Below are 26,212 nucleotides of genomic sequence, written 5' to 3'. Positions count from 1 at the left end.
GGCGCGCTAAAGCTCCAATAGCGCGGTCGCGGGTGATTCGATGAGACCACGCAGTTCACCCATAAACCGGGAAACCTGGGCGCCGTCGGCGACGCGATGGTCGAACACGCACGTCAATCTCATGGTCGGCCGAGCGACCACCTCCGCGTTGAGGACAACCGGGCGCGGCTTGATTGCCCCCATACCCAGGATCGCTGCTTCGGGATGGTTGATCACCGGCATGCCGTCGTCGACTCCCAGCGCCCCGAAATTCGACACCGTAAACGTCGAGCCTCGAAGCTCCTCCGGCGCCAGGGCACCGGTGCGGGCGCCGGCAATCAACTCAGCCACACGTCGAGCAAGTTCCCGGGTGGTCTTGGTCTGCGAGTCGGTAATCACCGGGACAAGCAATCCACGCTTGGTAGCCACACCGAAGCCTAAGTGCACACTCCGATGAACGCGTACTTGCGGACCATCGGCAGTATCAGTCCAGGTGGAGTTGAGAATCTCATTGCGGGTCAACGCAATAACCAGTAGCCGCAACGTCAGAACAAATGCCGTGATCTCATGACCATGTTCGGCTACTACCGAACGGAAGTGGTCGCGCAGCCGCAGCAATTCGGTGCAATCGACCTCAACGCTGGCCATCGCGTCCGGGATTTCTTGGTGAGCCAGCGTCATCTTTTCGGCCATCCGGGCCTGCACTCCGCGAATCTGGCGCACGTCAGACCCGCAGCCAGCAGATTCAGCAGCCGCCACCACATCCGCGCGAGTAATCACCCCGCCGGGGCCGGAACCAGGCCGTAACGACGTCAGATCAATCATGAGTTCCTTCGCCAGTTTGCGGACTGGCGGTGCGGCCAGCGGGCGGCTCTGGCGTCTGCTCTGGTCGATGCTCCCGTCAGCGCCGTAGCCGACCAGCGTAGGCAGCGCCTCGCCGTTGGACGGCAGCAATCCGCCGGTCGCGGCTGTGGTATCGATCTTGACAAGCATCGCGCCCACTTTGATGACATCGCCTTCGGCGCCGCCTTTTTCGAGGATACGACCGGCGTACGGGCTGGGAATTTCGACCTCGGCTTTAGCTGTCTCCACCGAGCACAACGTCTGGTTAAGTTCGACGTCGTCGCCGACGGCGACGTCCCAGGATGTCACCGTCACCTCTTGCAGGCCCTCACCGAGATCGGGGACTAAGAAGGACTTAACGGGATCCTGGGCGGGGTCGGCGCTCATGGCTGGTCCATCGCGCGCTGCACGCAGTCAAGCAGACGGTCGGGCCCTGGCAGCCAATATCTCTCCAGCCGCGGCGGCGGATATGGGGTGTCAAAACCGCAGGCCCGCAATACAGGAGCTTCCAACTCGTAGAACAGCTCCTCCTGGATGCGCGCAGCCAAACCTGCCCCATAGCCCAGGCTTCGCGGGCCCTCGTGCATTACCACGCAACGCCCGGTCCGATGAACCGACGCCGCGACGGTTTCGAAGTCGAGCGGGACCAGCGTCCGCAGATCAATGACCTCGAGGTTCCAACCTCTTTGCTGCTCAGCGGATTCCGCGGCGCTCAAGGCGGTGCCTACGAGGTTGCCGTAAGTTACCACGGTCACATCAGCGCCCTCGCGACGGACCATCGCCTGTCCGATCGGAGGCTCCGCCCTACGTGTGTCGACCAGCCCCCTCCCCTGGTAGCGACGCTTCGGCTCGAGGTACATCACCGGGTCCGGACAGTCGATTGCGTGCCGCAACAGCCAGTACGCGTCGGCGGGAGTGGACGGAACGACCACCTTCAATCCAGCGGTGTGCGCCCAGTAGGACTCGGTGGACTCCGAGTGATGTTCGGCCGCGCCGATACCGCCGAATGACGGTATCCGGACGGTCACCGGCATATCCACCTCGCCTCGGGTACGAGTCCGGTACTTCGCCAGGTGACTGACCACCTGATCGAAAGCCGGGTAGGAGAAGCCGTCGAACTGGATCTCAGGCACCGGAACAAAGCCACGTAACGCTAGCCCTACGGCGATCCCAATCAGCGCCGACTCTGCCAGTGGCGTGTCAAAGCACCGTTTCTCACCGAATGTTTCGGCCAAGCCTTCAGTGACCCGGAACACCCCGCCCGAGACCGCGACATCCTCACCGAACACCAGGACCCGGTCATCAGCAGCCATCGCGTCGTGCAGCGCGTTGTTAAGCGCCTGCACCATTGTCAGCGGTCGCGCACCAACAGCCGCATCGCCCGACGTAGCTGTCAGCGTGTCGTCCGGGCGAGCCGGAGGATCGACAAGCTGAGTCATCCCCGCCTCCTCAATCGGTTCGGGCCAGTTCGGCCCTCAGCTGTTGGCGCTGCGCCTGCAGCCCAGGCGTGATTTCGGCGTACACCGTCGTGAACACGTCATCGATATCGAAATCGGGCGCATCAAACACCGCGCCGCGCAGTTCGGTCCGCATTCGCTTCGAACGGGCGGCGACGCGGTCTTCGAGCCGTTCCGACCACACTCCCCGGCCTCGCAGGTAGCTGCGATAGCGCGGAATCGGGTCCAGGGCGAGCCAGTGGTCGACGTCCTCCTGCGTCCGGTACCGGGTCGGATCGTCGGCGGTGGTGTGTGCGCCGAGCCGGTAGGTGACCGCCTCGATCAGAGTCGGGCCGTCTCCGGCCCGGGCCCGGGCGACGGCTTCGGCCATTACGGCGTAGCACGCCAAGACGTCATTGCCGTCTACCCGGATGCCGGGCATCCCGTAGCCAATCGCTTTGTGCGCGATGGAGGGGGCGGCTGTCTGCTTGGATACTGGCACCGAGATCGCCCAATGGTTGTTCTGCACATAGAACACGCACGGCGTCTGATATATCCCCGCGAAGTTCAGCGCCTCGTGCACGTCGCCCTCGCTGGTGGCGCCGTCACCGAGGAAAGCCACTGTCACCGAGTTCTCTCCGAGGCGTTGCGCGGCCATGGCTGCGCCAACAGCGTGCAACGTCTGGGTACCGATCGGGATCGACATGGGGGCGCAGCATTTCTTGGTGAATTCCAGCCCACCATGCCAGGTTCCACGCCATGCCGCTCCCACATGCCCGGGCGGGATGCCGCGCACCAGATAGGCACCCAACTCGCGATACTGCGGAAACAGCCAGTCGGTCTTGCGCAAGCAGGCCGTCGCGCCGACCTGCGCGGCCTCTTGTCCGCGGCACGACGCAAAAAGAGCCAGCTGCCCCTGACGCTTCAAGTTAATGAACTCGATGTCCAGCTCACGGGTGACCATCATCATCTCGTAAAGCCAAGACAGCGTTTCGTCGGGAAGTTCGCGGCTGTAACGGCGTTCGGCCGTCGCAGTCCCATCAGCGCCGACAAGTTGCACCGGGTCGAGGCCGATAGCCATCGGGATCTGAGGCCTTGCCGCCATTCTGCCTCCTCAACTCCGAGCCACAGCAGGGTCGCGCCGCAAGAAGATATCGTCCTTTCGGTCGCCGATCACCAACCAACTGCATTCCGTACTTCGCGTCGGCACAGGTACGGCGGCCGCAGCAAAATCCCGACCGGGAGCTGCTGCGAGTCGAAGTCAACCACCAGCTCCGCGATAGACCCCGCTCGCCGCAACACTGGCGCACCCCCCATTATGCCCTCGCATACTAAGACAGCAGGCAGATCGCGAGAACCGCCGAAACGTGTCGCACCGGCCGCTCGGGGTACGGTTTAGCAGCCGCTCGCGACACCACCCGATGACGATTTCCGCAAACAACTCACACCAGCGACCCGGGCCGCTACCCGGCGTGTTCGCCAGCCCGCCGCAGCATCATCTCCGCATGTTTGAGCACCGGGGCATCGACCATCTGTCCTTCGAACGCGAACACTCCGCGCTCGGTTTTTGACGCGGCCAACACCCGTCGCGCCCAGGCGAGCTTCTCGTCGCTGGGGCGATAGGCGGCGCGCACCACCGGTATCTGGCTCGGGTGAATGCACACGGTCGCATCGAAACCCACCGTCGCCGCGTCAAACGCTTCGACTCCCAAACCCTCTCCATCGCCGATGTCCAGATGCACCGCGTCGAGCGCGAGCCTGCCAAACGCCGACGCGGCCAGCAAGACGGTCGAGCGCACCTGGCAGGCCACATCCCGGTAGCTGCCGTCTGCCCGCCGGCTGGAGCTGCCGCCAAGGGTGGCGATGAGATCCTCGGCGCCCCACATCATCCCCACCGTGGCTTCTGCCGCGGCGATCTCGGCGGCCAACAGGGCACCGCGCGCGGTTTCCACCAAGGCAATGACATGTCGCGGCCCAAGCGCTGCCACCTGCGCCGCCGACTCGGCTTTGGGCAGCATCACCGTTGTGTAGGCGGTGTCGGCCAGCTCCTCCAGGTCGCGGGCGTGTTCGCCGGTTCCCGCCGCGTTGATCCGCACAACTGTGCGGTCGGGATCCAGCGGAGTGTTCCGCAGCGCTCTGCGTGCGTCGGACTTCGCCGCCTCGGCCACGCCATCTTCCAGGTCCAGGATCACCACGTCGGCAACGGCCGCCGCCTTGGCGAAACGTTCGGGGCGGTCGGCGGGGCAGAATAGCCAAGCCGGGCCGGAACACAGATTCATCGCAGCTCCTTGGCTGGCCGTTTCCGGACCAGCGTGGCCCGTACCGCGCGCGCAACCACGTCACCATGCTGGTTACGAGCGATGTGCTCTAAGGTGACGATTCCTTCTGCGGGTCGGCTTTTCGAGCCACGCTTTTCGGTGCACACCGTCTCGGCGTACAGGGTGTCACCATGAAAGACCGGCTTAGGGAATGCCACCTCGGAGAAGCCGAGGTTGGCCACGATGGTGCCCAGCGTGAGTTGCGCAACCGACAGCCCGACCAGTGTCGAGAGGGTAAACATCGAGTTGACCAACCGTTCACCCCGAAAACCCGGCTGCTCGGCCGCCCAGGCCGCATCGAGGTGCAGCGACTGGGTGTTCATCGTCAGCGTCGTGAACAACACGTTGTCGGCCTCGGTAACCGTGCGGCCGGGCCGGTGCAGGTAGGTCGTGCCGATCTCGAACTCCTCGAACCACAAGCCGCGCTGGACGACCGTCGTTTCCTCGCTCTGCCCAGCCATCACAGCCCCAGCGATCGGGCAATGAGCATCAGCTGGACCTCGGTGGTGCCCTCTCCTACCTCGAGGATCTTGCTGTCGCGATAGTGACGCGCCACCGGATACTCGTTCATGAAGCCGTATCCGCCGTGGATCTGGGTGGCATCACGAGCGTTGTCCATCGCAGCCTCGGAGGCAGTCATCTTCGCAATGGCCGCCTCCTTCTTGAACGGCTTGCCAGCCAGCACCTTTGCCGCCGCTTCATAGTAGGCAGTGCGGGCGACATGAGCACGCGCTTCCATCCGCGCGATCTTGAAGCTAATTGCCTGATAGGAGCCGATCGGCTGGCCGAACGACTGACGCTCCTTGGCGTACTTGACGCTCTCGTCGACGCACCCCTGCGCCGCTCCGGTGGCCAGTGCTGCGATCGCGATACGCCCCTCGTCCAAGATAGACAGGAAGTTTGCATAGCCCGTCCCACGCGCACCGAGCAGATTCTCCTCCGGTACCCGCGCCTCATCGAAGGTCAGAGGGTGGGTGTCCGACGCATTCCAACCGACTTTGTTGTAGACCGGCTCCACTACGAAACCTGGTGTGCCATTGGGCACGATGATCGTCGAGATCTCTTTCTTGCCATCGGCGACGGTGCCGGTGACTGCGGTGACAGTGACAAGCGACGTGATATCGGTACCCGAATTGGTGATGAATTGCTTACTGCCGGTGATTACCCATTCGCCATCTTCGAGCCGGGCAGTAGTACGCGTGCCGCCGGCGTCCGAGCCGGCCCCCGTTTCGGTCAGCCCAAAACCGGCGAGCGCTCGACCGGCAAGCAGGTCCGGTAACCACCTATTTTTCTGCTCCTCACTACCGAACCGGTAGATCGGCATCGCACCCAGACTCGCCGCGGCCTCCAGGGTGATCGCCACCGACTGATCGACTTTCCCCAGTTCCTCTAGGGCCAGCGACAGCGCGAAGTAGTCGCCGCCCATCCCGCCGTACTCTTCGGGGAACGGCAAACCGAACAAACCCATTTCGCCCATCTTGGCGACCACCTCGTACGGGAAGCTGTGCTCCTCGTCGTGTTTGGCCGACACAGGCGCAACGACAGTGCGGGCGAAGTCGGCCACCGTGTCGCGAAGATCCTGGTATTCCTTAGGCAATGTTCCAGCCGTAATGGTTGTGGCCATGACCCTCTAATCCTCGATCTCTGTGGCTTGTGCTGTGGTCTGTTTGGACGCTGGAATCAGCCGGGCCAGCACCTGATCGACGGTCACTTGATCGCCGACGGACACCAGGACCTCTACCTGCCCCGGAATTGGAGCCGTGAGCGAGTGCTCCATCTTCATCGCTTCGATCACCACCACCACGTCGCCCTCCGAAAGCTGGGCGCCCGAGTCAACCGGGACAGCAATGACGCTGCCGGGCATCGGGCTGACCACCTCGGCCTGGCGCTGCCCCAGCGAACGTTGAATCTTGGTTTCCTGCGCTTCGCGCAGATGCCACGTGCCGCGTTCGTCGGCGATCCATAGGTGCCGATCAGCCTCCGCACATCGGTAGACCCGATGCAGCCCGTCCAGCGTGACGCTCAACATTCCCCGATCGAGCTGCCCATGCGCAGAACAAATCTCACCATCACCGACTTGCACCCGAGCGTCTTCGGGCAAACCCCACACCGACACCGTCTCAGACCGCTGTGCGGTGCCCATCGCGGTGCGGACCGGCGTCACGTCGCCACCGGCGCGCCAACCGGTCGGCACCGCCCACAAATAGCCGGCAGCACTGCGCGCCAAAATGCACTGCCTATAGAGGCCTCCTGCGGCCAGCACATCGTCGGGCGCAGACAGCGGCGCGAAATCAGCGAGGCGCTCGTCCAGCAAAGCCGTATCTAAGTCTCCGGCGCGTACCCGCCGATCCGCCAGCAGAAACCGGAGGAACTCCACATTGGTCTGCACCCCTAAGACAGCCGTTTGCGCCAACGCCTGGTCAAGTCGCGCAAGCGCCTGTTCGCGGTTGCTCCCGTGCGCGATTACCTTGCTCAGCATCGGATCGTATTCGCTGCCAACCAATGTGCCCGGCCGCAACGACGAGTCCACCCGCACACCAGGGCCGGATGGCTCCCGCACTGCCAGCACCGGACCGCCGGTAGGCAAAAACCCGCGCGCGGGGTCCTCCGCATAGACGCGTGCCTCGATCGCATGGCCGCTCAGCTTGATATCGTCCTGGGCGAACATCAGCTTCTCCCCGGCGGCAACCCGCAGCTGCCACTCCACGAGGTCCATGCCGGTGATCGCTTCGGTGACCGGATGTTCCACTTGCAGCCGGGTGTTCATCTCCATGAAGAAAAACTCGTCCGGACGGTCGGCCGAGACGATGAACTCCACCGTGCCGACACCGACATAATCGACACTGCGGGCGGTATCGACGGCCGCGGCCCCGATCCGCGCCCGTGTCGACTCGTCGAGGAGCACCGACGGCGCCTCCTCGATGACCTTCTGGTGGCGTCGCTGCAAGCTACACTCACGCTCACCGAGATGAACCACGTTGCCGTGGCTGTCGGCCAGGACCTGCACTTCGATATGCCTGGGCTGCGATATGAATCGCTCCAGGAACAACGTGTCGTCACCGAACGAGGAAGCCGCCTCCCGTCTGGCCCCCTGCAGGGCCTTACCCAGCCCTGCCGAGGTTTCCACCAGACGCATACCCTTGCCACCGCCTCCCGCGGATGGCTTGATCAGCACCGGATAGCCGACTTCTCCGGCCGCCGCGAACAGCTCGTCGTCACTCAATCCCGGCCGGGCCACTCCTGGCACAACCGGCACCCCGGCGGCGCCGACAGCGTTCTTGGCGGTGATCTTGTCACCCATCACCGTGATCGCGCGTGCTGACGGCCCGAGAAACACCACCCCCGCGCTTTCACACGCCGCGGCGAAATCGGCGTTCTCGGAAAGGAACCCGTATCCCGGATGGATCGCCTGGGCGCCGGACCGTTCGGCAGCGCCCAGCACCTTGTCGATATCGAGGTAGCTGTCACGCGCCGCTGCCGGTCCGAGCCGCACCGCCATATCGGCCTCTACGACGTGCCGAGCATCGGCGTCGGGATCGCTGTAGACCGCGACCGACCGGATGCCGAGCTTGCGCAGCGTCGTCATCACTCGCACCGCGATCTCACCGCGATTTGCCACCAGCACGGTATCGAACAACTCAATGCCCATCGACAGTCACATCCGGAAGACGCCGTAGGAGACCGGTTTCAGCGGCGCATGCACACAGACCGACAAAGCCAGCCCCACAAACGTTCTCGTCTCGGCGGGGTCGATAATTCCGTCGTCCCACAGGCGGGCTGTCGAATAGTACGGGTTGCCTTGATCCTCATACTGCGCGCGGATCGGCGACTTGAACGCTTCTTCCTCATGGTCCGTCCAAGATCGGCCGGACGCGCTGAGCTGCTCAGCACGCACGGTGGCCAGCACGGAGGCCGCCTGCTCGCCGCCCATCACCGAAATACGCGCATTCGGCCACATCCACAAAAAGCGGGGCGAATACGCTCGGCCACACATCGAGTAGTTGCCTGCTCCATACGATCCGCCGATCACAACGGTTAGCTTCGGCACCCGGGCGCACGCAACGGCGGTGACCATCTTGGCGCCATGTTTGGCGATGCCGCCAGCCTCGTAGTCGCGGCCTACCATGAAGCCGGCGATGTTCTGCAGGAACAGCAGCGGAATCTTGCGCTTGTCGCACAGCTCGATGAAATGGGCTCCTTTGACTGCGGATTCGCTGAACAGCACGCCATTGTTGGCGACGATTCCGACCGGGTGGCCGTGGATGCGGGCGAAGGCGGTCACCAACGTCTTGCCGTATTTCGCTTTGAACTCGTTGAATTCGCCGCCGTCAACCAGCCGCACGATGACCTCGTGGACGTCGTAGGGCACCCGCGGATCCGGCGGGACCACGTCGTAGAGCTCGCGTTGGGGATACTTCGGCTCGACCGCCGGGCCCACGTCCCATTGAGCTGGTTCGCGCGGCCCGAAAGTGGCCGCTATCGACCGAACAATCCGCAACGCGTCCTCGTCGTCGTGCGCGAGATGATCGGTGACCCCGGATACTCGGGAGTGCAAGTCACCGCCGCCCAGCTCCTCTGCCGATACGATCTCGCCGGTCGCCGCTTTGACCAGAGGCGGACCGCCAAGGAAGATCGTGCCCTGCTCACGGACGGTGACGGCCTCGTCGCTCATTGCGGGCACATAGGCGCCGCCGGCCGTGCACGAGCCCAGCACCGCCGCCACCTGTGGGATGCCCTCGGCACTCATCGTCGCCTGGTTGAAGAAGATCCGTCCGAAGTGCTCGCGGTCCGGAAACACCTCATCCTGCCGCGGCAGGAAAGCGCCGCCGGAGTCGACGAGATAGATGCACGGCAGCCGATTCTGTACCGCGACTTCCTGTGCACGCAGGTGCTTTTTGACCGTCATCGGATAGTAGGTGCCGCCCTTGACCGTCGCGTCATTGGCGACGATCACGCACTCTCGCCCAGATACCCGGCCGATTCCGGTGATGATGCCGGCACCCGGGGACTCGTTTTCGTACAGGCCGCCCGCGGCCAGTGGAGCCAGTTCGAGGAAGGGGCTGCCCGGATCAACCAGGCGATCCACCCGTTCTCGGGGTAGTAGCTTGCCGCGGCCGACGTGGCGTTCGCGCGCGCGTTCGCTACCGCCCAGAGCGGCGTCGGCAATCTTGGCGTTCAGCTCCGCCACCAGCCGGCGGTGCTCGTCGGCGAACGATGGTGCGGGGGTCTTTGTTGTCACCGTGTCATCCCGGGGTATTCATTGTTAGCCCAAATCCCGAAGCGCAAGGGGCGGCTCAGTCTTGGCTACGACCTCATCGACCGACACCTCTGGGGCGATCTCGATGAGGTAGAGGCCGTCAGCGCGAACATCGATGACCCCGAGCTCGGTGACAATGCGGTTCACACAACCCACACCGGTCAACGGCAATGTGCACCGTTCAACGATTTTTGGGCTGCCGTCCTTGGCGGCGTGCTCCATCATCACAATCACCCGACGAGCACCGTGCACCAAGTCCATCGCGCCGCCCATGCCTTTGACCATCTTGCCGGGGATCATCCAGTTGGCTAGGTCACCGGTGGCTGAAACTTGCATAGCGCCGAGCACCGCGACATCGAGGTGTCCACCACGGATGATGCCGAATGATGACGCGGAACCAAAGAACGCGGCGCCCGGCAACGTCGTGACCGTCTCTTTTCCCGCGTTGATCAGATCCGCATCAAGGTCCGCGCGCCGCGGATACGGGCCAACGCCAAGGATCCCGTTTTCGGAGTGCAAGACGACGGTTTTCCCAGCTGGAATATGGTTGGGGATAAGCGTCGGCATTCCGATGCCGAGGTTGACGTACTGCCCGTCGGCAAATTCTGCAGCGACTCGCGCGGCCATGTCGTCTCTACTCCACGTCATTGCGCGCCGCACCTCCTCATCGCCTTGACCGCCGCAACCGGGAGGTGCCCCACCGCATCGCCGTGTGCGCTGTCATGGCCGTACCGTCTCCCGCTCGATGCGCTTGGGCGGATGGGGAACATGCAGCACCCGTTGGACGTAGACACCGGGGGTGTGCACTGCCGCAGGGTCGATTTCTCCCGGCTCGACAAGGTGTTCGACCTCGGCGATGGTGATCTTCCCGGCTGTGGCGCAGTCCGGGTTGAAGTTGGCGGCGGCCTGGCGATAGACAAGATTGCCGTGCCGGTCCCCCATCCAGGCGTGCACCAGCGCGAAGTCGGTGCGGATCGATCGCTCGAGAACGTATGTGACACCATCGAATTCGCGCGTCTCCTTCGCCGGCGACACCACCGCGACCGCACCTGATTCGTCGTAGCGCCACGGCAGCCCGCCATTGGCAATCTCGGTACCGACACCGGCCGGTGTGTAGAAGGCCGGTATGCCCATCCCGCCGGCGCGTAACCGTTCAGCCAGCGTGCCTTGTGGGGTGAGCTCCACCTCAAGTTCGCCGGACAAGAACTGCCGCGCGAATTCCTTATTTTCGCCGACGTACGACGAGACCGTCCGACGAATTCGCTTGTGCTGCAGCAACAGGCCTAGCCCGACACCGTCAACTCCGCAGTTGTTCGACACCGTTTCCAAGTCGGCGACCTGACTGTCGGCCAGTGCGGCGATCAAGGCTTCGGGAATACCGCACAGCCCGAATCCTCCGACCGCCAGGGAAGCCCCATTGCCGATGTCTGATATCGCTTCCGCAGCGGTCGCTACTACCTTGTCCATAGACCGCGGAACCCTCCGGCTTCAGTTAATGTTCATTAACTGGGAAAATACCCTACCACCGGCTACGCACCGCGTCCAGGCATAACGGCCCACACCAGCGTTCAGCCCTGGCTGCGCAAGTACTGGATCGCCCGCTCACGCAGCTCCACTTTGCGGACTTTTCCGGTAACCGTCATGGGGAATTCGTCGACGATCCACAGATACCGCGGGATCTTGAACCTGGAAATTTGGCCGTCGCAGAATTCGCGCAATCGCTCGATGGTCAGCACCGGTGCGCCGTCGCGCAGCTTGACCACCGCCATAAGCTCCTCGCCGTACTTATCATCGGGCACCCCGATGACGTGACCGTCGACGATATCGGCGTGGGTGTAGAGGAACTCTTCGATCTCCCGTGGCGAGACGTTCTCACCCCCTCGCACGACCATGTCTTTAATCCGGCCGACGATTTGGACATACCCGTGCGAATCCATCTCGGCGAGATCTCCGGTGTGCATCCACCCGTCAGCGTCGATCACCTCCGCAGTCCGCTCCGGATCGTTCCAGTAGCCGGCCATCACCGCGTAACCCCGTGTGCAGAATTCACCGGCCACACCACGAGGCAACGTCTCGCCGGTGCCTGGGTCCGCCACCTTGACCTCCAAATGGGGCCCCACCCGGCCAACCGTAGCGACCCGCCGCTGCAGGGAGTCGTCGCTGCGCGTCTGAGTTGCCACGGGGGACGTTTCAGTCATGCCGTAGCAAATTGAGATCGCAGACATGTGCATCTGCTCGATCACCTTGCGCATCAACTCAATCGGGCATGGCGCACCGGCCATGATTCCGGTACGCAGGCTGCCCAGTTCGTAGCCTTCGAATTCAGGTAGGCCGAGAGCGGCGATGAACATCGTCGGCACTCCGTACAGGCTGGTGCATCGTTGGGCTTCAACCGCCCGCAACGTAGCGGCGGGATCGAAGCTCTGCGCTGGTATCACCATGCAAGCCCCGTGGCTGGTGGCCGCCAAATTGCCTAGCACCATGCCGAAGCAGTGATAGAAGGGCACCGGAATGCAGACTCGGTCGTCTGCGGTATACCCGAGTAGCTCGCCCACCAGATAGCCGTTGTTGAGGATATTGCGATGACTCAACGTGACGCCCTTCGGGTATCCCGTTGTGCCAGATGTGTATTGGATATTGATCGGATCGTTGCTATCCAGCGTTGGCGCGATCTGCTGCAGCACACCCAGCTCGGGCTCTGCCCGGGACAACGTCTCCCATCGATCGCCGCCGATGAACACCACCTCGTTCAGGCCGGGGCAGCTCGGCGCGACCTCGGCCAGGATCGCCCGATAGTCCACAGCTTTGAAACCGGAAGCAGCAATCAACATGGCGACACCGGATTGCCTTAGCACATAACCCAATTCCCGAGCCTGGTAGGCAGGGTTTACGGTCACCAGAATCGCGCCGATTTCAGCAGTCGCGTACTGGACAAGCACCCACTCATACCGGTTGGGCGCCCATATGCCTACCCGATCGCCCGCGCCAATCCCCGCCCGCAACAACCCAGTCGCCAGCCGGCGCACATCGGCGAGCAATTCGCGGTAGGTCCAGCGCCGGTCCGCGGGGATATCGACAAGCGCCTCCCGATGCCCGCAGCTGGCTGTGGTGGCGGCGAGGTTGGCACCGATAGTCATGGCGAGCAGCCCAGGTTCGGTTGCACCGCACTCATAGGAAAGGTCAGCCGACACAGCTCCCCAGTCTGATGCCTACCGTGCGACAACTCGAGCCAATTGCGAGCAACGCGTGCTATGTTAGTGACGATTAACCGAAGTATTCAAAGACTAGTTGGCTACGGAGACCGCCATGCCAGCGCGCTCCCGGAACGGCCAAGCAGACCCGCCTGAGGCCCTGAGTCGTCGCAGCCAGTTGAAGTCCGACCGCCGTTCGCAATTGCTGTCGGCCGCCGAACGGCTGTTTGCTGAAAGCGGTTTCCTTGCCGTGCGCCTAGAGGACATCGGTGCCGCCGCCGGCGTCAGCGGTCCGGCAATCTACCGGCACTTCCCGAACAAGGAGTCTCTGCTCGTCGAGTTGCTGGTCGGCATAAGCGCGCGGCTACTCGCCGGAGCCATCGATGTGACCTCCCGCAGCTCCGACGCGACCGCGGCGCTGGACGACCTTATCGATTTTCACCTCGACTTTGTCCTAGACGAGCCAAGCCTCATCCGGATCCAGGACCGCGACCTATCACACCTACCGTCAACGGCTGAGCGGCACGTACGGAAAGCCCAGCGGCAGTACGTGGAGGTCTGGGTGAGCGTCTTACGTGAGCTGCACCCGGATCTGGCCGAAGCCGACGCCCGGCTGATGGCACACGCTGTATTCGGACTGTTGAACTCAACGCCGCACAGCATGAAATCAGCCGATACTAAACCAGGACGCAAAACGCGTTCCCGCGCAGTCATGCGAGCGATGACAGTCGCCGCGCTGATGGCCACCAGTCCATAACGTCTGCCGCCACCGATTCCTGATCGCAAAGACGCAAGTGGCGGCTGCCGATCGGCCCGCAATAGCCGAACTTGACTGAGTCGATCAGCCAGCGGATCTGTCGAAGGCCACCGCTTCGATTGTCGCGACCCGCGTACTTCGACAACCGCCGCGTGATCTCGAAGAATGCGCCCGGCGCTGGCGCCGAACCGGAGACCGGCCGCCACCAGGAAGGCACCGACGCCGCGTGGCGCCACGGCGCGTCTGCAACGAAATACCTGGTCGCAACGTGTCGGGACAGCGTCCAGAGCGGTAGCCGAACCGCAAGGTCATCGGGTACGTCAGCATTTCTAGGTCCCACCCAGGTACCCTGCAATCCATGAGGTGGACATGAACGATCCACGTCGCACCGAGCGGTTTGGTCCCCCTCTAACAGGGTCTGGACAGACCGATCCGCGGGGACCCCGAAACCCGCCGCCCGCCGACCCAGCCTACGCCGGCCAAGAACCGTACGCGCCGTATGCGCCCCCCTACGGCGGCTATCCTCCGCAATGGGCACAGGGACAGTACGAGCCCGACACAACCTACGAGATGCCGCAGTACTGGCAAGAAGGTGCTCCCCCTCCGGGCGGACCACCACAAAATGGACCAACCACGCCGCCAGAGGGCCCGAAATCACCGCGCTGGCTATGGTTCGCTGCCGGGGCAGCAGTGCTGCTGGTCGTTGGACTTCTCATAGCGCTGGTCATTGCAAACGGCTCTGCTCAAAGGCAAACCGCCGTGCCACCGTTACCCGCAATGTCCGGACCAAGCTCGACGAACCAGACCCCGACGACAAAGCGGCCGCGCTCACCCTCCGCAGCGCCGCCGACGAACAGCAGCCCGGGTACGCGAACCGAAACAACCGACCCGGCCGCGATGCAGACCGTCGTCTACGACATCACCGGCGAAGGCCGCGCGATTAGCGTCACCTACCTCGATACCGGCAACGTCATACAAACCGAGTTCAACGTCGCGTTGCCGTGGCACAAGGAAGTCAGCCTATCGACGTCAGCCGTAAATCCGGCGAGCGTCACCATCGTCAACATCGGCCACGACATCACCTGTTCACTCACGGTGGCCGGGGTACAGGTACGTCAACGCACCGGGGTCGGCTTAACTATTTGCAACTCGCCGGGCTAAGGCGATTCAGCGGTAACAACGCGCTCGTGTCCGGGCGGCCGGACCCGCAGCATTACCAAGAGTCCGGCAATCAGCACCACACAAACTCCGCCCAGACCGGCGCGCACGGCGCCGAACACGTCAACGAAGATAGAAAACAGCCACGGTGCCATAAACGACACCGCGCGACCGGTCATCGTGTACAAGCCGAAGGCCACGCCCTCTTTGCCGTGGGCCGCCATGCGCAACAGCAACGCGCGAGACGCCGACTGCGACGGCCCAATGAACACGCACAGCAACAACCCGCACAACCAGAATGCCAGCGGGCCCGACAAGGCGATCAATGCCAGTGCCATGGCGATGATGGCTATCAGCGACGTGATAATCACCAGCTTGGACCCGATCCGGTGGTCGATGAGCCCGCCCGCCACGGCTCCGAGCGCAGCCACCACGCTCGCGGCAACGCCGAAGATCAACACGTCAGCTTGCGACAGTCCGTACACGTTGACACCCAAAACTGCGCCGAAGGTAAATATGGCCGCCAACCCGTCGCGGAAGAGCGCGCTTGCCACCAGAAAGTAGACCAGGTTGCGGTCGCCGCGCCATTCCGCGCTGATGTCCGCCCACAACTTGCGATAACCACCGAAGATGCCCGTCTTCGGGCCAGTGACCCTACCTGTCCCAGGACCAACGTCGGGCAGCCGGTGAGCTATGACCAGGAGCGGAAGAGCGAACAACGCCAGCCACGCGGCTGCCAGGAGCATCGCTGCGCGTACGTTGAATCCATCGTGAATCGGCAGACGCAGCAACCCACGCTCCGAGCCGCTGCCCGACATGAAGCCCAGGTAGATCACCAGTAGCAACACGACGCTGCCGACGTAGCCCGATGCCCAGCCGAACCCGGAAATCCGGCCGACCGTCTGAGGCGTGCTGAACTGACGCAGCATCGCGTTATAGGGGACGCTGGACAAGTCACCACATGCCGCCGTGGCCGCCAGCAGCACTAGGCCAGGCAACAGATAGCTGGGCTGATCACGAATCAGGCTCATCGCGCTGGTGAATGTCACCGCAAGCCCGGTCAACAATCCCAACGCGACCCGCCGGCGATGCAGCGACTCCACCCATACGCCGATTGCCGGCGCGAGCACGGCAATAGTCAACCCTGAGAGTGCCAGCGCACGTCCCAGCCAACTCGCCGGTGAGGTACTACCCGGCGTGCCCTGGCCCACACTGCCGGTCAGGTAGACCGAGAACACGAACGTAGCCACAATCGCGTTCAGCCCGGTGGAACCGCAATCCCACAACGCCCACGCCACTACCCGGAATCGCGGAAACACGCCGGTCGCCGCGTCCGTGGTGTCCATGATCAGCACTCTAGTGCTCGATATAGACCCTCCGCTGCACCCGGCTACGCCGGCCTGGCGATCGCTACGGAACCATACGCGCAGCGACCCGCTGCACCCGGCTACGCCGGCCTTGCGATCGCTACGTGTCTACCATTGGCGCATGCCGATACCCGCGCCCAGCCCCGACGCGCGTGCCGTCGTCACCGGAGCCTCGCAAGGCATCGGTGAAGCGCTGGCCACCGAACTGGCCGCACGCGGCCACAGTCTGATAGTCACTGCGCGACGCGAAGGAGTGCTCACCGACCTCGCCGCCCGGCTGGCCGACAAGTACCGGGTCGTGGTCGAAGTGCGAGCTACTGATCTCGCCGACCCATCCGAACGAACGAAGCTAGCCGACGAACTCGCTGGCCGCCCTATCTCGATCCTGTGCGCCAATGCCGGTACCGCGACTTTCGGTCCCGTAGCGTCGCTGGACCCGGCCGAAGAAAAGGCCCAAGTCCAGCTCAATGCCTTAGGGGTACACGACCTTACGTTGGCGGTCCTGCCGGCGATGGTCGAACGCAAAGCCGGCGGAATATTGATTTCTGGCTCCGCAGCTGGAAATTCGCCTATTCCCAACAACGCGACCTATGCGGCCACCAAAGCCTTCGCGAACACCTTCAGCGAATCGCTGCGCGGTGAGCTGCACAGCTCCGGAGTGCACGTGACGCTGCTCGCGCCCGGTCCGGTGCGCGCGGAAATGCCAGATCCGGCCAACGCGTCGCTGGTCGACAGGCTGGTACCGGATTTTCTTTGGATCTCGGTGGAGCACACCGCGCGGATCTCGCTGGATGCTTTGGCCCGCAACAAGATGCGCGTTGTACCGGGCGTTACATCGAAAGCGATGTCGGTTGCGAGCCAGTACGCTCCACGAGCAATCGTAGCGCCAATCGTCGGCAGCTTCTATAAGAAGCTGGGCGGCGGGTAGCTGCTACTTCCGCCGACGACGGCGGCCAGTACCAAAGATGCTGCGAGTGATTTCACGCGCAGTTGTGTTGAGCACGCTCTTCACCGTCGGATTATTCAATATCTCTTCCCACATGGCCGGGCCTTGGGGCTCAACTGGCGCCGGCATCGGCGGTACTTCAACGCCGTTCGGCCAGGGCAGCGGGCCCTGCTCCCCCAGCGGGGTTGGGACGCGTTCTGGCAGAGTCCGTTGCGCAGGCGCAAGCTTTGCGCTGAGCAATTCGTGAGCGGACTCCCGGTCAATGGTCTGGCCGTATTCGGCTTGCAGCGAACTTGCCCCGGCCGCAGCATCGATCGCTTCGGCGCCAATCGCGCCCATCAACGAACGGGGGGCGCGCATGCGCGTCCAAGCGACAGGTGTCGGCGCGCCCGTCTCAGAAAGCACGGTGACCACCGCCTCACCGATGCCCAACGAGGTCAGCGCTGATTCAAGGTCGTAGACGTCGGTTTGCGGGTAGGTTCGGACGGTCTTCCGCAGCGCCTTCTGGTCGTCGGCGGTAAACGCCCGCAACGCGTGCTGGACGCGAGCGCCCAACTGAGAAAGCACTTCCTTGGGCACATCCGTGGGCGACTGAGTGCAGAAGAACACTCCTACGCCCCTGGAACGAATCAGCTTGACGGTCTGCTCGACTTGTTGCAGAAACGCCTTCGAGGCGCCGGCGAACAACAGATGTGCCTCGTCGAAGACGATCACCAGCTTGGGCTTGGCTAGATCACCGATCTCGGGAAGGAGCACGAACAGGTCAGCTAGCACCCACATGAGAAAGGTGGAGAACAGCACCGGGCGCAACGAATTGCCGCTGAACTCAAGTAACGAGATGACGCCACGGCCCTGATCGTCAATGCGCACCAGGTCTTCAGAGTTTAGCTCCGGCTCGCCGAAGAAGGTGTCTGCACCCTCCGCCTCGAGGGTGACCAATGCCCGAAGAATGACACCGGCCGTTCGAGTGGATACGGCTCCAAGGCTTTTCAGTTCAGACTTGCCCTCATCACTGATCAGGTATCTGATGACCGCGCGCAAATCTTTCAGGTCCAGCAGCGGAAGACCCCGCCGGTCGGCCCAATAGAAGATCAGGCCCAGTGTCGATTCCTGAGTAGCGTTGAGTTCTAACACCTTTGAAAGTAGGACGGGCCCAAAGCTAGAGATAGCCGCACGCACCGGTACCCCAACTCCGCCAGTGCCCAACGACAGGAACTCCACCGGGAACTTCGCAGGCGTCCAGTCGTCCCCGGTCTGCTTCGCGCGCTCAGCGATCTTGTCGCCGGCCACGCCGGTGCGCGCCAAGCCGGACAAATCGCCCTTCACATCGGCCATCAGCACGGCTACACCCGCAGCGCTGAGCTGCTCGGCAATCAGCTGCAGCGTCTTGGTCTTGCCGGTCCCAGTCGCGCCGGCCACCAGGCCGTGTCTATTGACGGTGGCTAGGGGAACGCGGATTCGAGCGGTTGGGTCGACGTCGCCGTCGACGACGACCGTGCCCAGCTCCAAGACCTCGCCTTCGACGGCATAGCCGGCAGAAACCCGCTTCGCGGGCCTGTCCGACCCATCGGCCGCCATGTCCGTGCTCATCGTGCCAGGTCCCTCTTCTCCCGTAAGTCAGCATTCATGCGGAAAGCATCACATACGAGGGAGAAGTACGGGTGCGAGCTGGCGGGGGCTAAGTAGGGGCCTACGCTGAGCGCTGTGCGTGACGAATTGATATGGATCGATTGCGAGATGACCGGGCTCAATCTGGGATCAGACAAATTGATCGAGATCGCAGCCCTCGTCACCGATGCCGATCTGAACATTCTCGGCGACGGAGTCGACGTTGTGATCCATGCTGACGCCGCGGCGCTGTCATCGATGATCGACGTGGTTGCCGAGATGCACTCGCGCTCGGGGCTGGTCGACGAGGTGAAGGTATCTACGGTAGACCTGGCGACCGCCGAGACGATGGTCCTCGAATACATCGGTGAACACGTCAAACAACCCAAGACCGCGCCCTTGGCCGGCAACTCAATCGCCACCGATCGTTCGTTCATTGCGCGCGACATGCCCACGTTGGACTCGTTCCTGCACTACCGGATGATCGATGTCAGCTCGATCAAGGAACTCTGCCGACGCTGGTACCCGCGCGTCTATTTCGGACAGCCCGCCAAGGGGCTAGCCCATCGAGCGCTGGCCGATATCCGTGAGTCAATCCGTGAACTGCAGTTCTATCGGCGCACCGTATTCGCATCCCCACCCGGGCCCTCCACCAGCGACATCGCGGCAGTGGTGGCCGATCTTGACCGCGAAAACGGGACGACGGCAACATCCGATTCGGCTGGCGACCAACCGAACGGCTAGTATCGACGTCGCCTCTGCTTGGCCCCCGCGGGGCCGGCGCCGGGCGATGGTGAGTGTAGTTCAGTTGGTAGAGCACCAGGTTGTGATCCTGGAAGTCGCGGGTTCGAGCCCCGTCACTCACCCCGAACACGCAGCGGGCATCATGCGTCGGCGTTGCCGGCCTGCCACTGATCCCACGGAACGTTCCAGTCGCCAAGACCTTCGGTCCCTGGCAGTGTGCCTCCCACCGTGTTGACGACCTTGACAATGTCGCCACGCTTGACGTGGTGGTAGAACCACTGGGCGTTGCTCGGACTCACGTTCAGACAACCGTGGCTGGTGTTGGTGTGTCCCTGAGCGCCAACCGACCATGGCGCGGAGTGCACGAACACACCACTGTAAGAAATCTGGGTGGCCCAGTTGACGTCGGTGCGATATCCGTGGGGCGAGTTGACGGGTACGCCGTAGGTAGACGAATCCATGATGATGTGTTTGAAACGCGACCCGACGATATAAAAGCCGTTGTCGGTCGGTGTGCTGTGTTTGCCCATCGACGTTGGGATCGTCCTGACGATTTCACCGTTGACCCGTACGGTCAGCATCTTGGTTTTGTCGTCGGCGGTGGCTATCACCTCATCGCCAACGAGGAAGTGCGTCTTCGCGTTGTCCTCACCAAACATCCCCTCGCCCAAGTCGACACCGTAGGTGTTAACCGCGACGTCGACAGCCGTACCCGGCTTCCAGAAATGCTGCGGGCGCCAACGCACTTCACGATTGTTCAGCCAGTAGAAAGCGCCTTCCACTGGTGGATCGGTAGTGATTTTGACGGCTTTCTCGGCGGCGGCGCGGTCGGAGATGTTCTCGTCGAACCGGATCGCCACCGGTGCGCCCACACCGACAACCTCGCCAACACCCGGCGTGACGTAGGGCATCGTCAGGTGCGCGGGCGAACTGGTTTGAAAGGTCATCTGGCGACTCGCCGTACCAGCAAGCCCGCGGGCCTTTACGTTGAGCGTATAGCGCTTGTTGTATCCCAGCGGCTCAGTGGTCGACCAGTGCAGTCCATCCGAGCTGAGTTTGCCACTCACCGAGGTGCCGCTGCCGTTGACCATCGTGACCGCAGCAAGCACACCGTTGGCAACCGACACCGACACCGGCACATCCACGGTGACGCCGACCGCGCCATCAGTCACCGACGAGGCGAGTTTCGGAACCAGCAAATCGGTAAATGGCGTGCCCTTGCCCACGATGACCTTGAGCGGTTCAGGCCCGCTGCTATTACTGCCGCACGCGACAGCACCGACCACCACCGGAGCCAACACCAACGCGGCTGACCAGGCCCTCCAAGCCCTGAGCCGACGCCAACGGGTCACACCTCCCACCGTTGGCATTCGCTACCTACCTCCCCCACCAGATCACGCCGCGCCGAAGCTGTACACTTCGTTGTATTCTAGGGCCAGACAGGCCGCAGGACTGTGAACCTTCCGCGTGATTTCACGCATTAATGCAGAGCCTGTTAATGTGCCCTGGCTAGGTGAGTCTAGGCGCCGTTAGCTCAGTTGGTAGAGCAGCTGACTCTTAATCAGCGGGTCCGGGGTTCGAAACCCTGACGGCGCACCAGTGCCATCATCGCGCGATGGCCAGGCGAGTACCGCGTCAACGATTCTTGACTCGGCGAACCACGATGACAACGGCCAGAGCACCGATGCTGGCCAGCGAAACTGCCACAACAGGCTGCTTGGCGAACTCAACCAGCCGCAACTTGAGATTGTCAGCGACACGGCGCGGACTGGTTCGCTCGGCCAATGAGTCGACCGTGGACGCCAGTTGTTCGCGGGCGAGGTCGATCTCCTGCTTGATGGTGTCGGGATCGCGATCCGCCACGTCTGTCCTCCAAGTCCGCCTTTTTCTGCCTGCACGTATGGCTGGTTCACCTGACGCACTACCCTAGATCAGCCGGTGCTGATCCCTCAGCTCCGGTGAACCGAAATGACGCAGAGAGGCAACGAGTTGACCCAGACCACGCGGCTGGCGCCCGGCGACACTGCACCTACCTTCACCTTGCCCGACGCGGACGGAAAAGACGTGTCATTGGCCGCCTACCGCGGACGGCAGGTTGTCGTGTACTTCTACCCGGCGGCCTCGACACCGGGATGCACCAAACAAGCCTGTAGCTTTCGCGACAACCTACGCGATCTCAATGACGCCGGCCTCGATGTGGTTGGCATCTCGCCCGATCCACCAGCAAAACTGGCCAAGTTCCGTGACGCTGAGGGCCTGACGTTCCCGCTGTTGTCCGACCCCGAACGCGAGGTGTTGGGGGCCTGGGGCGCCTACGGAGAAAAGCAGCTGTACGGCAAGACCGTCCACGGCGTGATCCGATCCACGTTCGTCGTCGGCGAAGACGGAAAAATTGTGCTGGCGCAATACAACGTCAAGGCTGCGCACGCCTCCACATTGATACAGAAGATCATCAAGCAGGCGACGGCTTCGACTTGATCAGCCCGGCAACCTGCGACGCGGTGTCACGACGTCGAGCACAATGAAATTCCCAGTCATCGGCAGGCATCCCCCCTTGCCCAGTAGCGACGTCTTTTCGCAGCACGTGTGCGTCGCTTCCACCCGAATCCGCTAAATTCGCAGACGGGTTCAGGGCAAGCCCAGAAAAGCATTCAGCCGACCTAAAAGAATCGGACATGTCGATAGCAAACGCTTCAGCGTATGCCTTGACATTGAAGGTTTTCCGGGCGATCTTTTGCTCTATTCGTAGCGATTTCAGGCTCCTAATCGTTTAGTAGGGATTGGTTACCGGTCCGGGTGTTGGTGACCGGGGCCTGTTTCTTGCGGGATCTGCCGTCAGGTGACGTCTGGTGTTCCCGTCGTTCGACGACTTGAGAAAGAGCGGCGCGTCTGGCGGCAGGTCTTGTCGGGTTGGTGGTGAGATTCCGTTGCCCGAGCCCGTCGCAGGGGTGACTTCCTGATGGTTGTTCTCGAGCCTTGAGCTCTTCGACAGAACGAAGTCCTGCGATGTGCTGGAGTCACGGACGGCTAGTGAGATGACGGACCTTGGAGTCCCGCGATTAGGGCGCCGCGTGAGTCCACCGGTAACGGCGCAACCATCCACCGACGAAAAAGTGAGGACGTCTTGGGCTTGTTTTGTGGAATCGACTGGGCTACTGAGCATCACGATGTTGCTGTGGTTGATGACGACGGGAGGGTGGTAGCCCGTGCACGGCTGGGCAATGATGCGGCCGGGTTCGCGCAGCTGTTGACGTTGCTGGCTGAGGCCGGTGACAGTGCCGCTGATCCGATACCAGTGGGGATGGAAACTGATCGTGGCCTGTGGGTGGCGGCGCTGCGAGAAACTGGCCGGGTGATTTATCCGATCAACCCGTTGGCGGCTTCGCGGTATCGGGCACGGTGTGCGGTGTCGGGGGCCAAATCCGATGGTGCCGACGCGGTGCTGCTGGCCAATATTGTGCGCACCGACCCCGGCGCGCACCGCCCATTGCCCGCCGACACCGAGTTGGCCCAGGCGATCCGGGTGCTGGCCCGCGCTCAGCAAGACGCGGTATGGGCACGTCAACACATCGGCAACCAGATTCGCGATGTGCTCAAAGATTTCTACCCGGCGGCCATCACCGCGTTCGCCGACCTGCCCGAGGGCGGGCTGGCTCGTCGAGATGCGCGCACCATCTTGGCTGCTGCACCAACCCCCACCCAGGCGACCAAGCTGACCCCGGCCCGACTGCGCCGACTGCTGGCCAAGGCCGGCCGCCGCCGCCATCTCGACCGTGACATCGAACGGTTGCGGGAGGTGTTCACCGACACCTACCTGCACCAACCACCGGTCGTGGAGAACGCGATGGGTATCCAATTGGCAGGGCTGCTGGGTCAGTTCGAGGCTGCCTGCACCACTGCTGCTGATCTCGCCGAGGCGGCAACCGCCCATTTTGAGCAGCACCCGGACTCCACGATCATCACCAGCTTCCCCGGACTGGGGAACCTGGCCGGTGCCCGGGTACTCGCCGAGATCGGTGATGACCGCGCCCGCTTCACCGACGCCCGCGGACTGAAAGCATTCGCCGGAGCCGCGCCGATCACCCGCGCCAGCGGCAAGAAAACCCTCGTGTTGCACCGCCATATCAAGAACCGGCGCCTGGCCGCCGTGGGTCCCATCTGGGCTTTGGCATCGCTGCGCGCCTCGCCGGGCGCCCGTCGCCACTACGACACCCGCCGCGCCGCAGGAGACTGGAACCACCAAGCCCAACGACATCTGTTCAACAAATTCCTCGGCCAACTCCACCACTGCCTGCAAACCGGCCAGCACTACACCGAACATCTAGCCTTTCCACCTCCTCCCTCGCTCGTGGCTTGACTTTTAACTTCGTGAGATGTCTTTCTGAACGGTTCAGCAACAAATCTTGCTGGAAATTAAAGAGAGTCGGCAAGCGGTTCCCGCCACCCCGGGTTGACCTGTATGGGCGGCAGTCAAGAGGACTTCGATCTCATTGGTGCATAACCGGATGATATGACTTGAAAGTCTCATACGGTACAACCGTTTTTGGAGGGTTGACGAAAAACGCAGTGCGGTACAGTCATACGCATGGAAATACGGAAGATGGCCGCCGCCGACATCTCGATGGGCTACGAGAACGGCCGACTCATTCAAATCACGATTCGGCCAACGACCAATAATAAGGACCGCCAGCTGGGCTCCGAGGAACTTCTCTATGCCGCGCGGCAGATTCAAGACTTCGCACGACGCCAGTACCGTGCAACACCGACGACTGGCACCGGGCGCGAAGCTGCCCAGGCGATGGTTTCAGCGTATGGGGACGGGGGTGGCAAGGTCACCGACGAATACTTGGCGTTGCTCGCAGTGGCCTACGAGGAATTAGCGCCGCAACGACGCGACGTATCAACCGCGCTGGCAGGCGCACTGGGCAAACCGGTACCTACCGTGAAAGGCCACATCATGCGCGCACGAAACAGCGGCTTTCTCACCAAGGCCCGAGCTGGCACCGAAGGCGGCGAAGCTACTGACAAGGCACACAAAGTTCTCGACAAGCTGGCTGAGACATGACATCACGCGGGCCGAAAGACCCACAGCCGGCCCGCTCGATCCGAGAATCCCGGCGAGACGATGGTTGGTGTCGGGTCTCCTCCCAATTCTCGATACGCCGTGTTGATGTACGCCAGGTCCTACCGGGGTGAGGCCCTGGCGTGACTATCTAGACGAGCGACGCGGCTGATCGATCTAGGCGGACGCCAGCAACGTGGCCAGATTGGTCAACAACAGCGCCTCGGCAACCGCGGCACGTTCCAACACACCTAAGTGCAAACTCTCGTTAATACTGTGCGCCTGCGTTCCCGGATCCTCAACGCCGGTGACAAGGATCTTCGCTTGCGGGAACGCTGCGGCGAACTCTGCGATGAACGGAATCGATCCACCCATACCCATGTCGATCGGATCGGCACCCCAGGCCGCACGGAAGGCGGCCCGCGCCGCGTCATAGACGGGGCCGGATGCATCGATGGCATACGGCTGAGCGACCTCACCGCGGGTCACGGTGACCTGCGCCCCCCATGGAGCGCGCTCCCGCAGATGGGTGGCCAAGGCATCCAGGTGCGCTGTCGCGTCGCCGCCAGGTGGAACTCGCATGCTGACCTTGGCTCGCGCCCGGGGTATCAGCGTATTCGAAGCTGTCGCAACAGATGTGGTATCGATACCGATCACAGAGATCGCGGGCTTAGCCCAAAGCCGCTGCGGCACTGAGCCTACGCCGATCGTCGACACCCCGTCGAGCAGACCAGAATCGGAGCGCACCCGCTCGTCAGGATAAACGGGATAGTGCAGACCCTCGGTATACGTCTCGTGCAGACCAGGTACCGCCACATTGCCGTCATCGTCGTGCAGGCTGGCCAGCAGCCTTACCAGCACACTCAATGCATCAGGAACCACGCCGCCCCACAAACCGGAATGTAGCCCGTGATCGAGAGTGGCGACCTCGACCACACAGTCGGCCAATCCGCGCAGCGACACAGTCAGCGCCGGCACGTCGATACTCCAATTCTCCGAGTCTGCAATCACTATGACGTCAGCTGCCAGCCTGTCGCGGTGAGCGGCGAGCAACCTGCCCAGCGACGGCGATCCGGACTCCTCCTCCCCCTCAACGAAGACCGTCACGCCCACTGGCGGCCGGCCGCCATGTGCCCGGAACGCGGCCAAATGCGTTGCTATTCCGGCCTTATCATCGGCGCTGCCACGACCGTAGAGTCGCCCGTCGCGCTCAGTCGGCGCAAAAGGTGGCGATACCCAACTCCCGGGGTCACCTTCAGGCTGCACGTCGTGGTGAGCGTACAACAGCACATTGGGCGCTCCCGGCGGCGCCGGACAGTGCCCAATGACGGCAGGCGCGCCACCCTCGCTGACGATCCGAACGTCGTCAAAACCAGCTTGTGATAGCAAGTTGGCCACCGCCTGGGCGCTGCGGTGAACCTCGTCGTGCCGATTGGGGTCTGCCCACACCGATTCGATGCGGACCAGGTCCTCGAGGTCGCGCCGCACCGACGGCAACACATCGCGCACCCGCTCAACCAGATCAGTCATGGCCTGAGACTAGCTA

23 protein-coding genes and 2 tRNA genes are annotated in these 26,212 nt (G+C 62.9%); 9 read left to right on the top strand and 16 right to left on the bottom strand.

Annotated features, from left to right (window positions below):
* Positions 1–6 precede the first annotated feature (6 nt).
* The 11 genes from ACO07W_RS17435 to ACO07W_RS17385 all read right to left on the bottom strand — a co-directional run bounded on the left by ACO07W_RS17435 (position 7) and on the right by ACO07W_RS17385 (position 12,970).
* Positions 7–1,209: a dihydrolipoamide acetyltransferase family protein gene (locus ACO07W_RS17435; RefSeq protein ID WP_421844981.1), complete on the bottom strand. Its 1,203-nt coding sequence runs from the start codon at positions 1,207–1,209 to the stop codon at positions 7–9.
* Positions 1,206–2,261: a 3-methyl-2-oxobutanoate dehydrogenase subunit beta gene (bkdB, locus tag ACO07W_RS17430; protein WP_421844980.1), complete on the bottom strand. Its 1,056-nt coding sequence runs from the start codon at positions 2,259–2,261 to the stop codon at positions 1,206–1,208. The genes ACO07W_RS17435 and bkdB overlap by 4 nt, the downstream gene beginning before the upstream one ends.
* Before the next feature lie 10 nt (positions 2,262–2,271).
* Entirely contained in the window at positions 2,272–3,363 is a 1,092-nt protein-coding gene (gene pdhA, locus ACO07W_RS17425) for a pyruvate dehydrogenase (acetyl-transferring) E1 component subunit alpha (protein WP_421844979.1), read from the bottom strand.
* A gap of 358 nt (positions 3,364–3,721) precedes the next feature.
* Positions 3,722–4,537, bottom strand: coding sequence for an HpcH/HpaI aldolase/citrate lyase family protein (locus ACO07W_RS17420; RefSeq protein WP_421844978.1), 816 nt, complete (start codon positions 4,535–4,537; stop codon positions 3,722–3,724).
* Positions 4,534–5,037, bottom strand: coding sequence for a MaoC family dehydratase (locus ACO07W_RS17415; protein WP_421844977.1), 504 nt, complete (start codon positions 5,035–5,037; stop codon positions 4,534–4,536). The genes ACO07W_RS17420 and ACO07W_RS17415 overlap by 4 nt, the downstream gene beginning before the upstream one ends.
* Positions 5,037–6,200, bottom strand: a complete 1,164-nt coding sequence (locus tag ACO07W_RS17410; RefSeq protein ID WP_421844976.1) for an acyl-CoA dehydrogenase family protein — start codon at positions 6,198–6,200, stop codon at positions 5,037–5,039. Before ACO07W_RS17410 ends, ACO07W_RS17415 begins: the two co-directional genes overlap by 1 nt.
* Before the next feature lie 6 nt (positions 6,201–6,206).
* The gene (locus ACO07W_RS17405; protein ID WP_421846070.1) at positions 6,207–8,213 is read right to left on the bottom strand and encodes an acetyl/propionyl/methylcrotonyl-CoA carboxylase subunit alpha; all 2,007 of its coding nucleotides are present in this window, start codon (positions 8,211–8,213) and stop codon (positions 6,207–6,209) included.
* A gap of 18 nt (positions 8,214–8,231) precedes the next feature.
* Entirely contained in the window at positions 8,232–9,815 is a 1,584-nt protein-coding gene (locus ACO07W_RS17400; protein WP_421844975.1) for a carboxyl transferase domain-containing protein, read from the bottom strand.
* Positions 9,816–9,839: 24 nt separating this feature from the next.
* Positions 9,840–10,481: a CoA transferase subunit B gene (locus tag ACO07W_RS17395; protein WP_421844974.1), complete on the bottom strand. Its 642-nt coding sequence runs from the start codon at positions 10,479–10,481 to the stop codon at positions 9,840–9,842.
* A 72-nt stretch (positions 10,482–10,553) separates the two neighbouring features.
* On the bottom strand, positions 10,554–11,300 hold the full coding sequence (locus ACO07W_RS17390; RefSeq protein WP_421844973.1) for a CoA transferase subunit A: 747 nt from the start codon (positions 11,298–11,300) through the stop codon (positions 10,554–10,556).
* Between the two features lie 101 nt (positions 11,301–11,401).
* Positions 11,402–12,970 carry an AMP-binding protein gene (locus tag ACO07W_RS17385; RefSeq protein ID WP_421846069.1) on the bottom strand — a complete coding sequence of 523 codons (1,569 nt, stop codon included), beginning with the start codon at positions 12,968–12,970 and terminating at the stop codon, positions 11,402–11,404.
* A gap of 169 nt (positions 12,971–13,139) precedes the next feature.
* Here ACO07W_RS17385 and ACO07W_RS17380 point away from each other — a divergent pair, with 169 nt between their 5' ends.
* Positions 13,140–13,781 (top strand): TetR/AcrR family transcriptional regulator, encoded by a 642-nt coding sequence (locus tag ACO07W_RS17380; protein ID WP_421844972.1) that lies wholly within the window; start codon positions 13,140–13,142, stop codon positions 13,779–13,781.
* 369 nt (positions 13,782–14,150) lie between these two features.
* Entirely contained in the window at positions 14,151–14,942 is a 792-nt protein-coding gene (locus tag ACO07W_RS17375; protein ID WP_421844971.1) for an MmpS family transport accessory protein, read from the top strand.
* Here the strand turns inward: ACO07W_RS17375 and ACO07W_RS17370 are convergent.
* Positions 14,939–16,285: an MFS transporter gene (locus ACO07W_RS17370; RefSeq protein ID WP_421844970.1), complete on the bottom strand. Its 1,347-nt coding sequence runs from the start codon at positions 16,283–16,285 to the stop codon at positions 14,939–14,941. The two genes, ACO07W_RS17375 and ACO07W_RS17370, sit on opposite strands and share 4 nt — an antisense overlap.
* Before the next feature lie 142 nt (positions 16,286–16,427).
* On the opposite strand from ACO07W_RS17370, the gene cmrA reads away from it, so the two are divergent.
* Entirely contained in the window at positions 16,428–17,234 is an 807-nt protein-coding gene (cmrA, locus tag ACO07W_RS17365; protein WP_421844969.1) for a mycolate reductase CmrA, read from the top strand.
* 3 nt (positions 17,235–17,237) lie between these two features.
* Here the strand turns inward: cmrA and ACO07W_RS17360 are convergent, their stop codons facing one another.
* Entirely contained in the window at positions 17,238–18,842 is a 1,605-nt protein-coding gene (locus tag ACO07W_RS17360) for a helicase HerA-like domain-containing protein (RefSeq protein WP_421844968.1), read from the bottom strand.
* A gap of 114 nt (positions 18,843–18,956) precedes the next feature.
* Between ACO07W_RS17360 and orn the strand changes: the two genes are divergently transcribed.
* Together orn and ACO07W_RS17350 are read left to right on the top strand one after the other, a co-directional pair.
* On the top strand, positions 18,957–19,604 hold the full coding sequence (orn, locus tag ACO07W_RS17355) for an oligoribonuclease (protein WP_421844967.1): 648 nt from the start codon (positions 18,957–18,959) through the stop codon (positions 19,602–19,604).
* 49 nt (positions 19,605–19,653) lie between these two features.
* A tRNA-His gene (locus ACO07W_RS17350) sits at positions 19,654–19,726 on the top strand.
* Positions 19,727–19,744: 18 nt separating this feature from the next.
* Here ACO07W_RS17350 and ACO07W_RS17345 read toward each other — a convergent pair.
* Entirely contained in the window at positions 19,745–20,974 is a 1,230-nt protein-coding gene (locus ACO07W_RS17345; RefSeq protein ID WP_421844966.1) for a L,D-transpeptidase, read from the bottom strand.
* Between the two features lie 153 nt (positions 20,975–21,127).
* Here ACO07W_RS17345 and ACO07W_RS17340 point away from each other — a divergent pair.
* Positions 21,128–21,203: transfer RNA gene (locus ACO07W_RS17340), tRNA-Lys, on the top strand.
* Between the two features lie 36 nt (positions 21,204–21,239).
* Here the strand turns inward: ACO07W_RS17340 and ACO07W_RS17335 are convergent.
* Positions 21,240–21,467: a DUF3618 domain-containing protein gene (locus ACO07W_RS17335; RefSeq protein ID WP_421844965.1), complete on the bottom strand. Its 228-nt coding sequence runs from the start codon at positions 21,465–21,467 to the stop codon at positions 21,240–21,242.
* A gap of 126 nt (positions 21,468–21,593) precedes the next feature.
* Here ACO07W_RS17335 and bcp point away from each other — a divergent pair, with 126 nt between their 5' ends.
* From bcp to ACO07W_RS17320, 3 genes are all read left to right on the top strand, one after another.
* Complete coding sequence (bcp, locus tag ACO07W_RS17330) at positions 21,594–22,082, top strand: thioredoxin-dependent thiol peroxidase (RefSeq protein WP_421846068.1); 489 nt, start codon at positions 21,594–21,596, stop codon at positions 22,080–22,082.
* A 652-nt stretch (positions 22,083–22,734) separates the two neighbouring features.
* Positions 22,735–23,961, top strand: a complete 1,227-nt coding sequence (locus tag ACO07W_RS17325; RefSeq protein WP_421846067.1) for an IS110 family transposase — start codon at positions 22,735–22,737, stop codon at positions 23,959–23,961.
* 228 nt (positions 23,962–24,189) lie between these two features.
* Positions 24,190–24,669 (top strand): hypothetical protein, encoded by a 480-nt coding sequence (locus tag ACO07W_RS17320; protein ID WP_421844964.1) that lies wholly within the window; start codon positions 24,190–24,192, stop codon positions 24,667–24,669.
* A gap of 174 nt (positions 24,670–24,843) precedes the next feature.
* Here the strand turns inward: ACO07W_RS17320 and ACO07W_RS17315 are convergent, their stop codons facing one another.
* A complete protein-coding gene (locus tag ACO07W_RS17315) occupies positions 24,844–26,196 on the bottom strand; it encodes a dipeptidase (RefSeq protein ID WP_421844963.1) in 1,353 nt (450 codons plus the stop codon).
* Positions 26,197–26,212 lie beyond the last annotated feature (16 nt).

It is taken from the genome of Mycobacterium sp., assembly GCF_965230835.1.
Lineage (GTDB): Bacteria > Actinomycetota > Actinomycetes > Mycobacteriales > Mycobacteriaceae > Mycobacterium.
This window is presented reverse-complemented; position numbering and strand designations above follow the sequence as displayed.

Bases quoted from the DNA above. Each gene is read 5' to 3' on its own strand.
- bkdB (WP_421844980.1), bottom strand. From the start codon at position 2,261: ATGACTCAGCTTGTCGATCCTCCGGCTCGCCCGGACGACACGCTGACA.
- ACO07W_RS17360 (WP_421844968.1), bottom strand. From the start codon at position 18,842: ATGAGCACGGACATGGCGGCCGATGGGTCGGACAGGCCCGCGAAGCGG.
- ACO07W_RS17395 (WP_421844974.1), bottom strand. From the start codon at position 10,481: ATGACGTGGAGTAGAGACGACATGGCCGCGCGAGTCGCTGCAGAATTT.
- ACO07W_RS17345 (WP_421844966.1), bottom strand. From the start codon at position 20,974: ATGCCAACGGTGGGAGGTGTGACCCGTTGGCGTCGGCTCAGGGCTTGG.
- ACO07W_RS17435 (WP_421844981.1), bottom strand. From the start codon at position 1,209: ATGAGCGCCGACCCCGCCCAGGATCCCGTTAAGTCCTTCTTAGTCCCC.
- ACO07W_RS17320 (WP_421844964.1), top strand. From the start codon at position 24,190: ATGGAAATACGGAAGATGGCCGCCGCCGACATCTCGATGGGCTACGAG.
- ACO07W_RS17370 (WP_421844970.1), bottom strand. From the start codon at position 16,285: ATGGACACCACGGACGCGGCGACCGGCGTGTTTCCGCGATTCCGGGTA.
- pdhA (WP_421844979.1), bottom strand. From the start codon at position 3,363: ATGGCGGCAAGGCCTCAGATCCCGATGGCTATCGGCCTCGACCCGGTG.
- ACO07W_RS17385 (WP_421846069.1), bottom strand. From the start codon at position 12,970: ATGACTATCGGTGCCAACCTCGCCGCCACCACAGCCAGCTGCGGGCAT.
- ACO07W_RS17420 (WP_421844978.1), bottom strand. From the start codon at position 4,537: ATGAATCTGTGTTCCGGCCCGGCTTGGCTATTCTGCCCCGCCGACCGC.
- ACO07W_RS17380 (WP_421844972.1), top strand. From the start codon at position 13,140: ATGCCAGCGCGCTCCCGGAACGGCCAAGCAGACCCGCCTGAGGCCCTG.
- ACO07W_RS17390 (WP_421844973.1), bottom strand. From the start codon at position 11,300: ATGGACAAGGTAGTAGCGACCGCTGCGGAAGCGATATCAGACATCGGC.
- ACO07W_RS17410 (WP_421844976.1), bottom strand. From the start codon at position 6,200: ATGGCCACAACCATTACGGCTGGAACATTGCCTAAGGAATACCAGGAT.
- ACO07W_RS17315 (WP_421844963.1), bottom strand. From the start codon at position 26,196: ATGACTGATCTGGTTGAGCGGGTGCGCGATGTGTTGCCGTCGGTGCGG.
- ACO07W_RS17375 (WP_421844971.1), top strand. From the start codon at position 14,151: ATGAACGATCCACGTCGCACCGAGCGGTTTGGTCCCCCTCTAACAGGG.
- cmrA (WP_421844969.1), top strand. From the start codon at position 16,428: ATGCCGATACCCGCGCCCAGCCCCGACGCGCGTGCCGTCGTCACCGGA.
- ACO07W_RS17415 (WP_421844977.1), bottom strand. From the start codon at position 5,037: ATGGCTGGGCAGAGCGAGGAAACGACGGTCGTCCAGCGCGGCTTGTGG.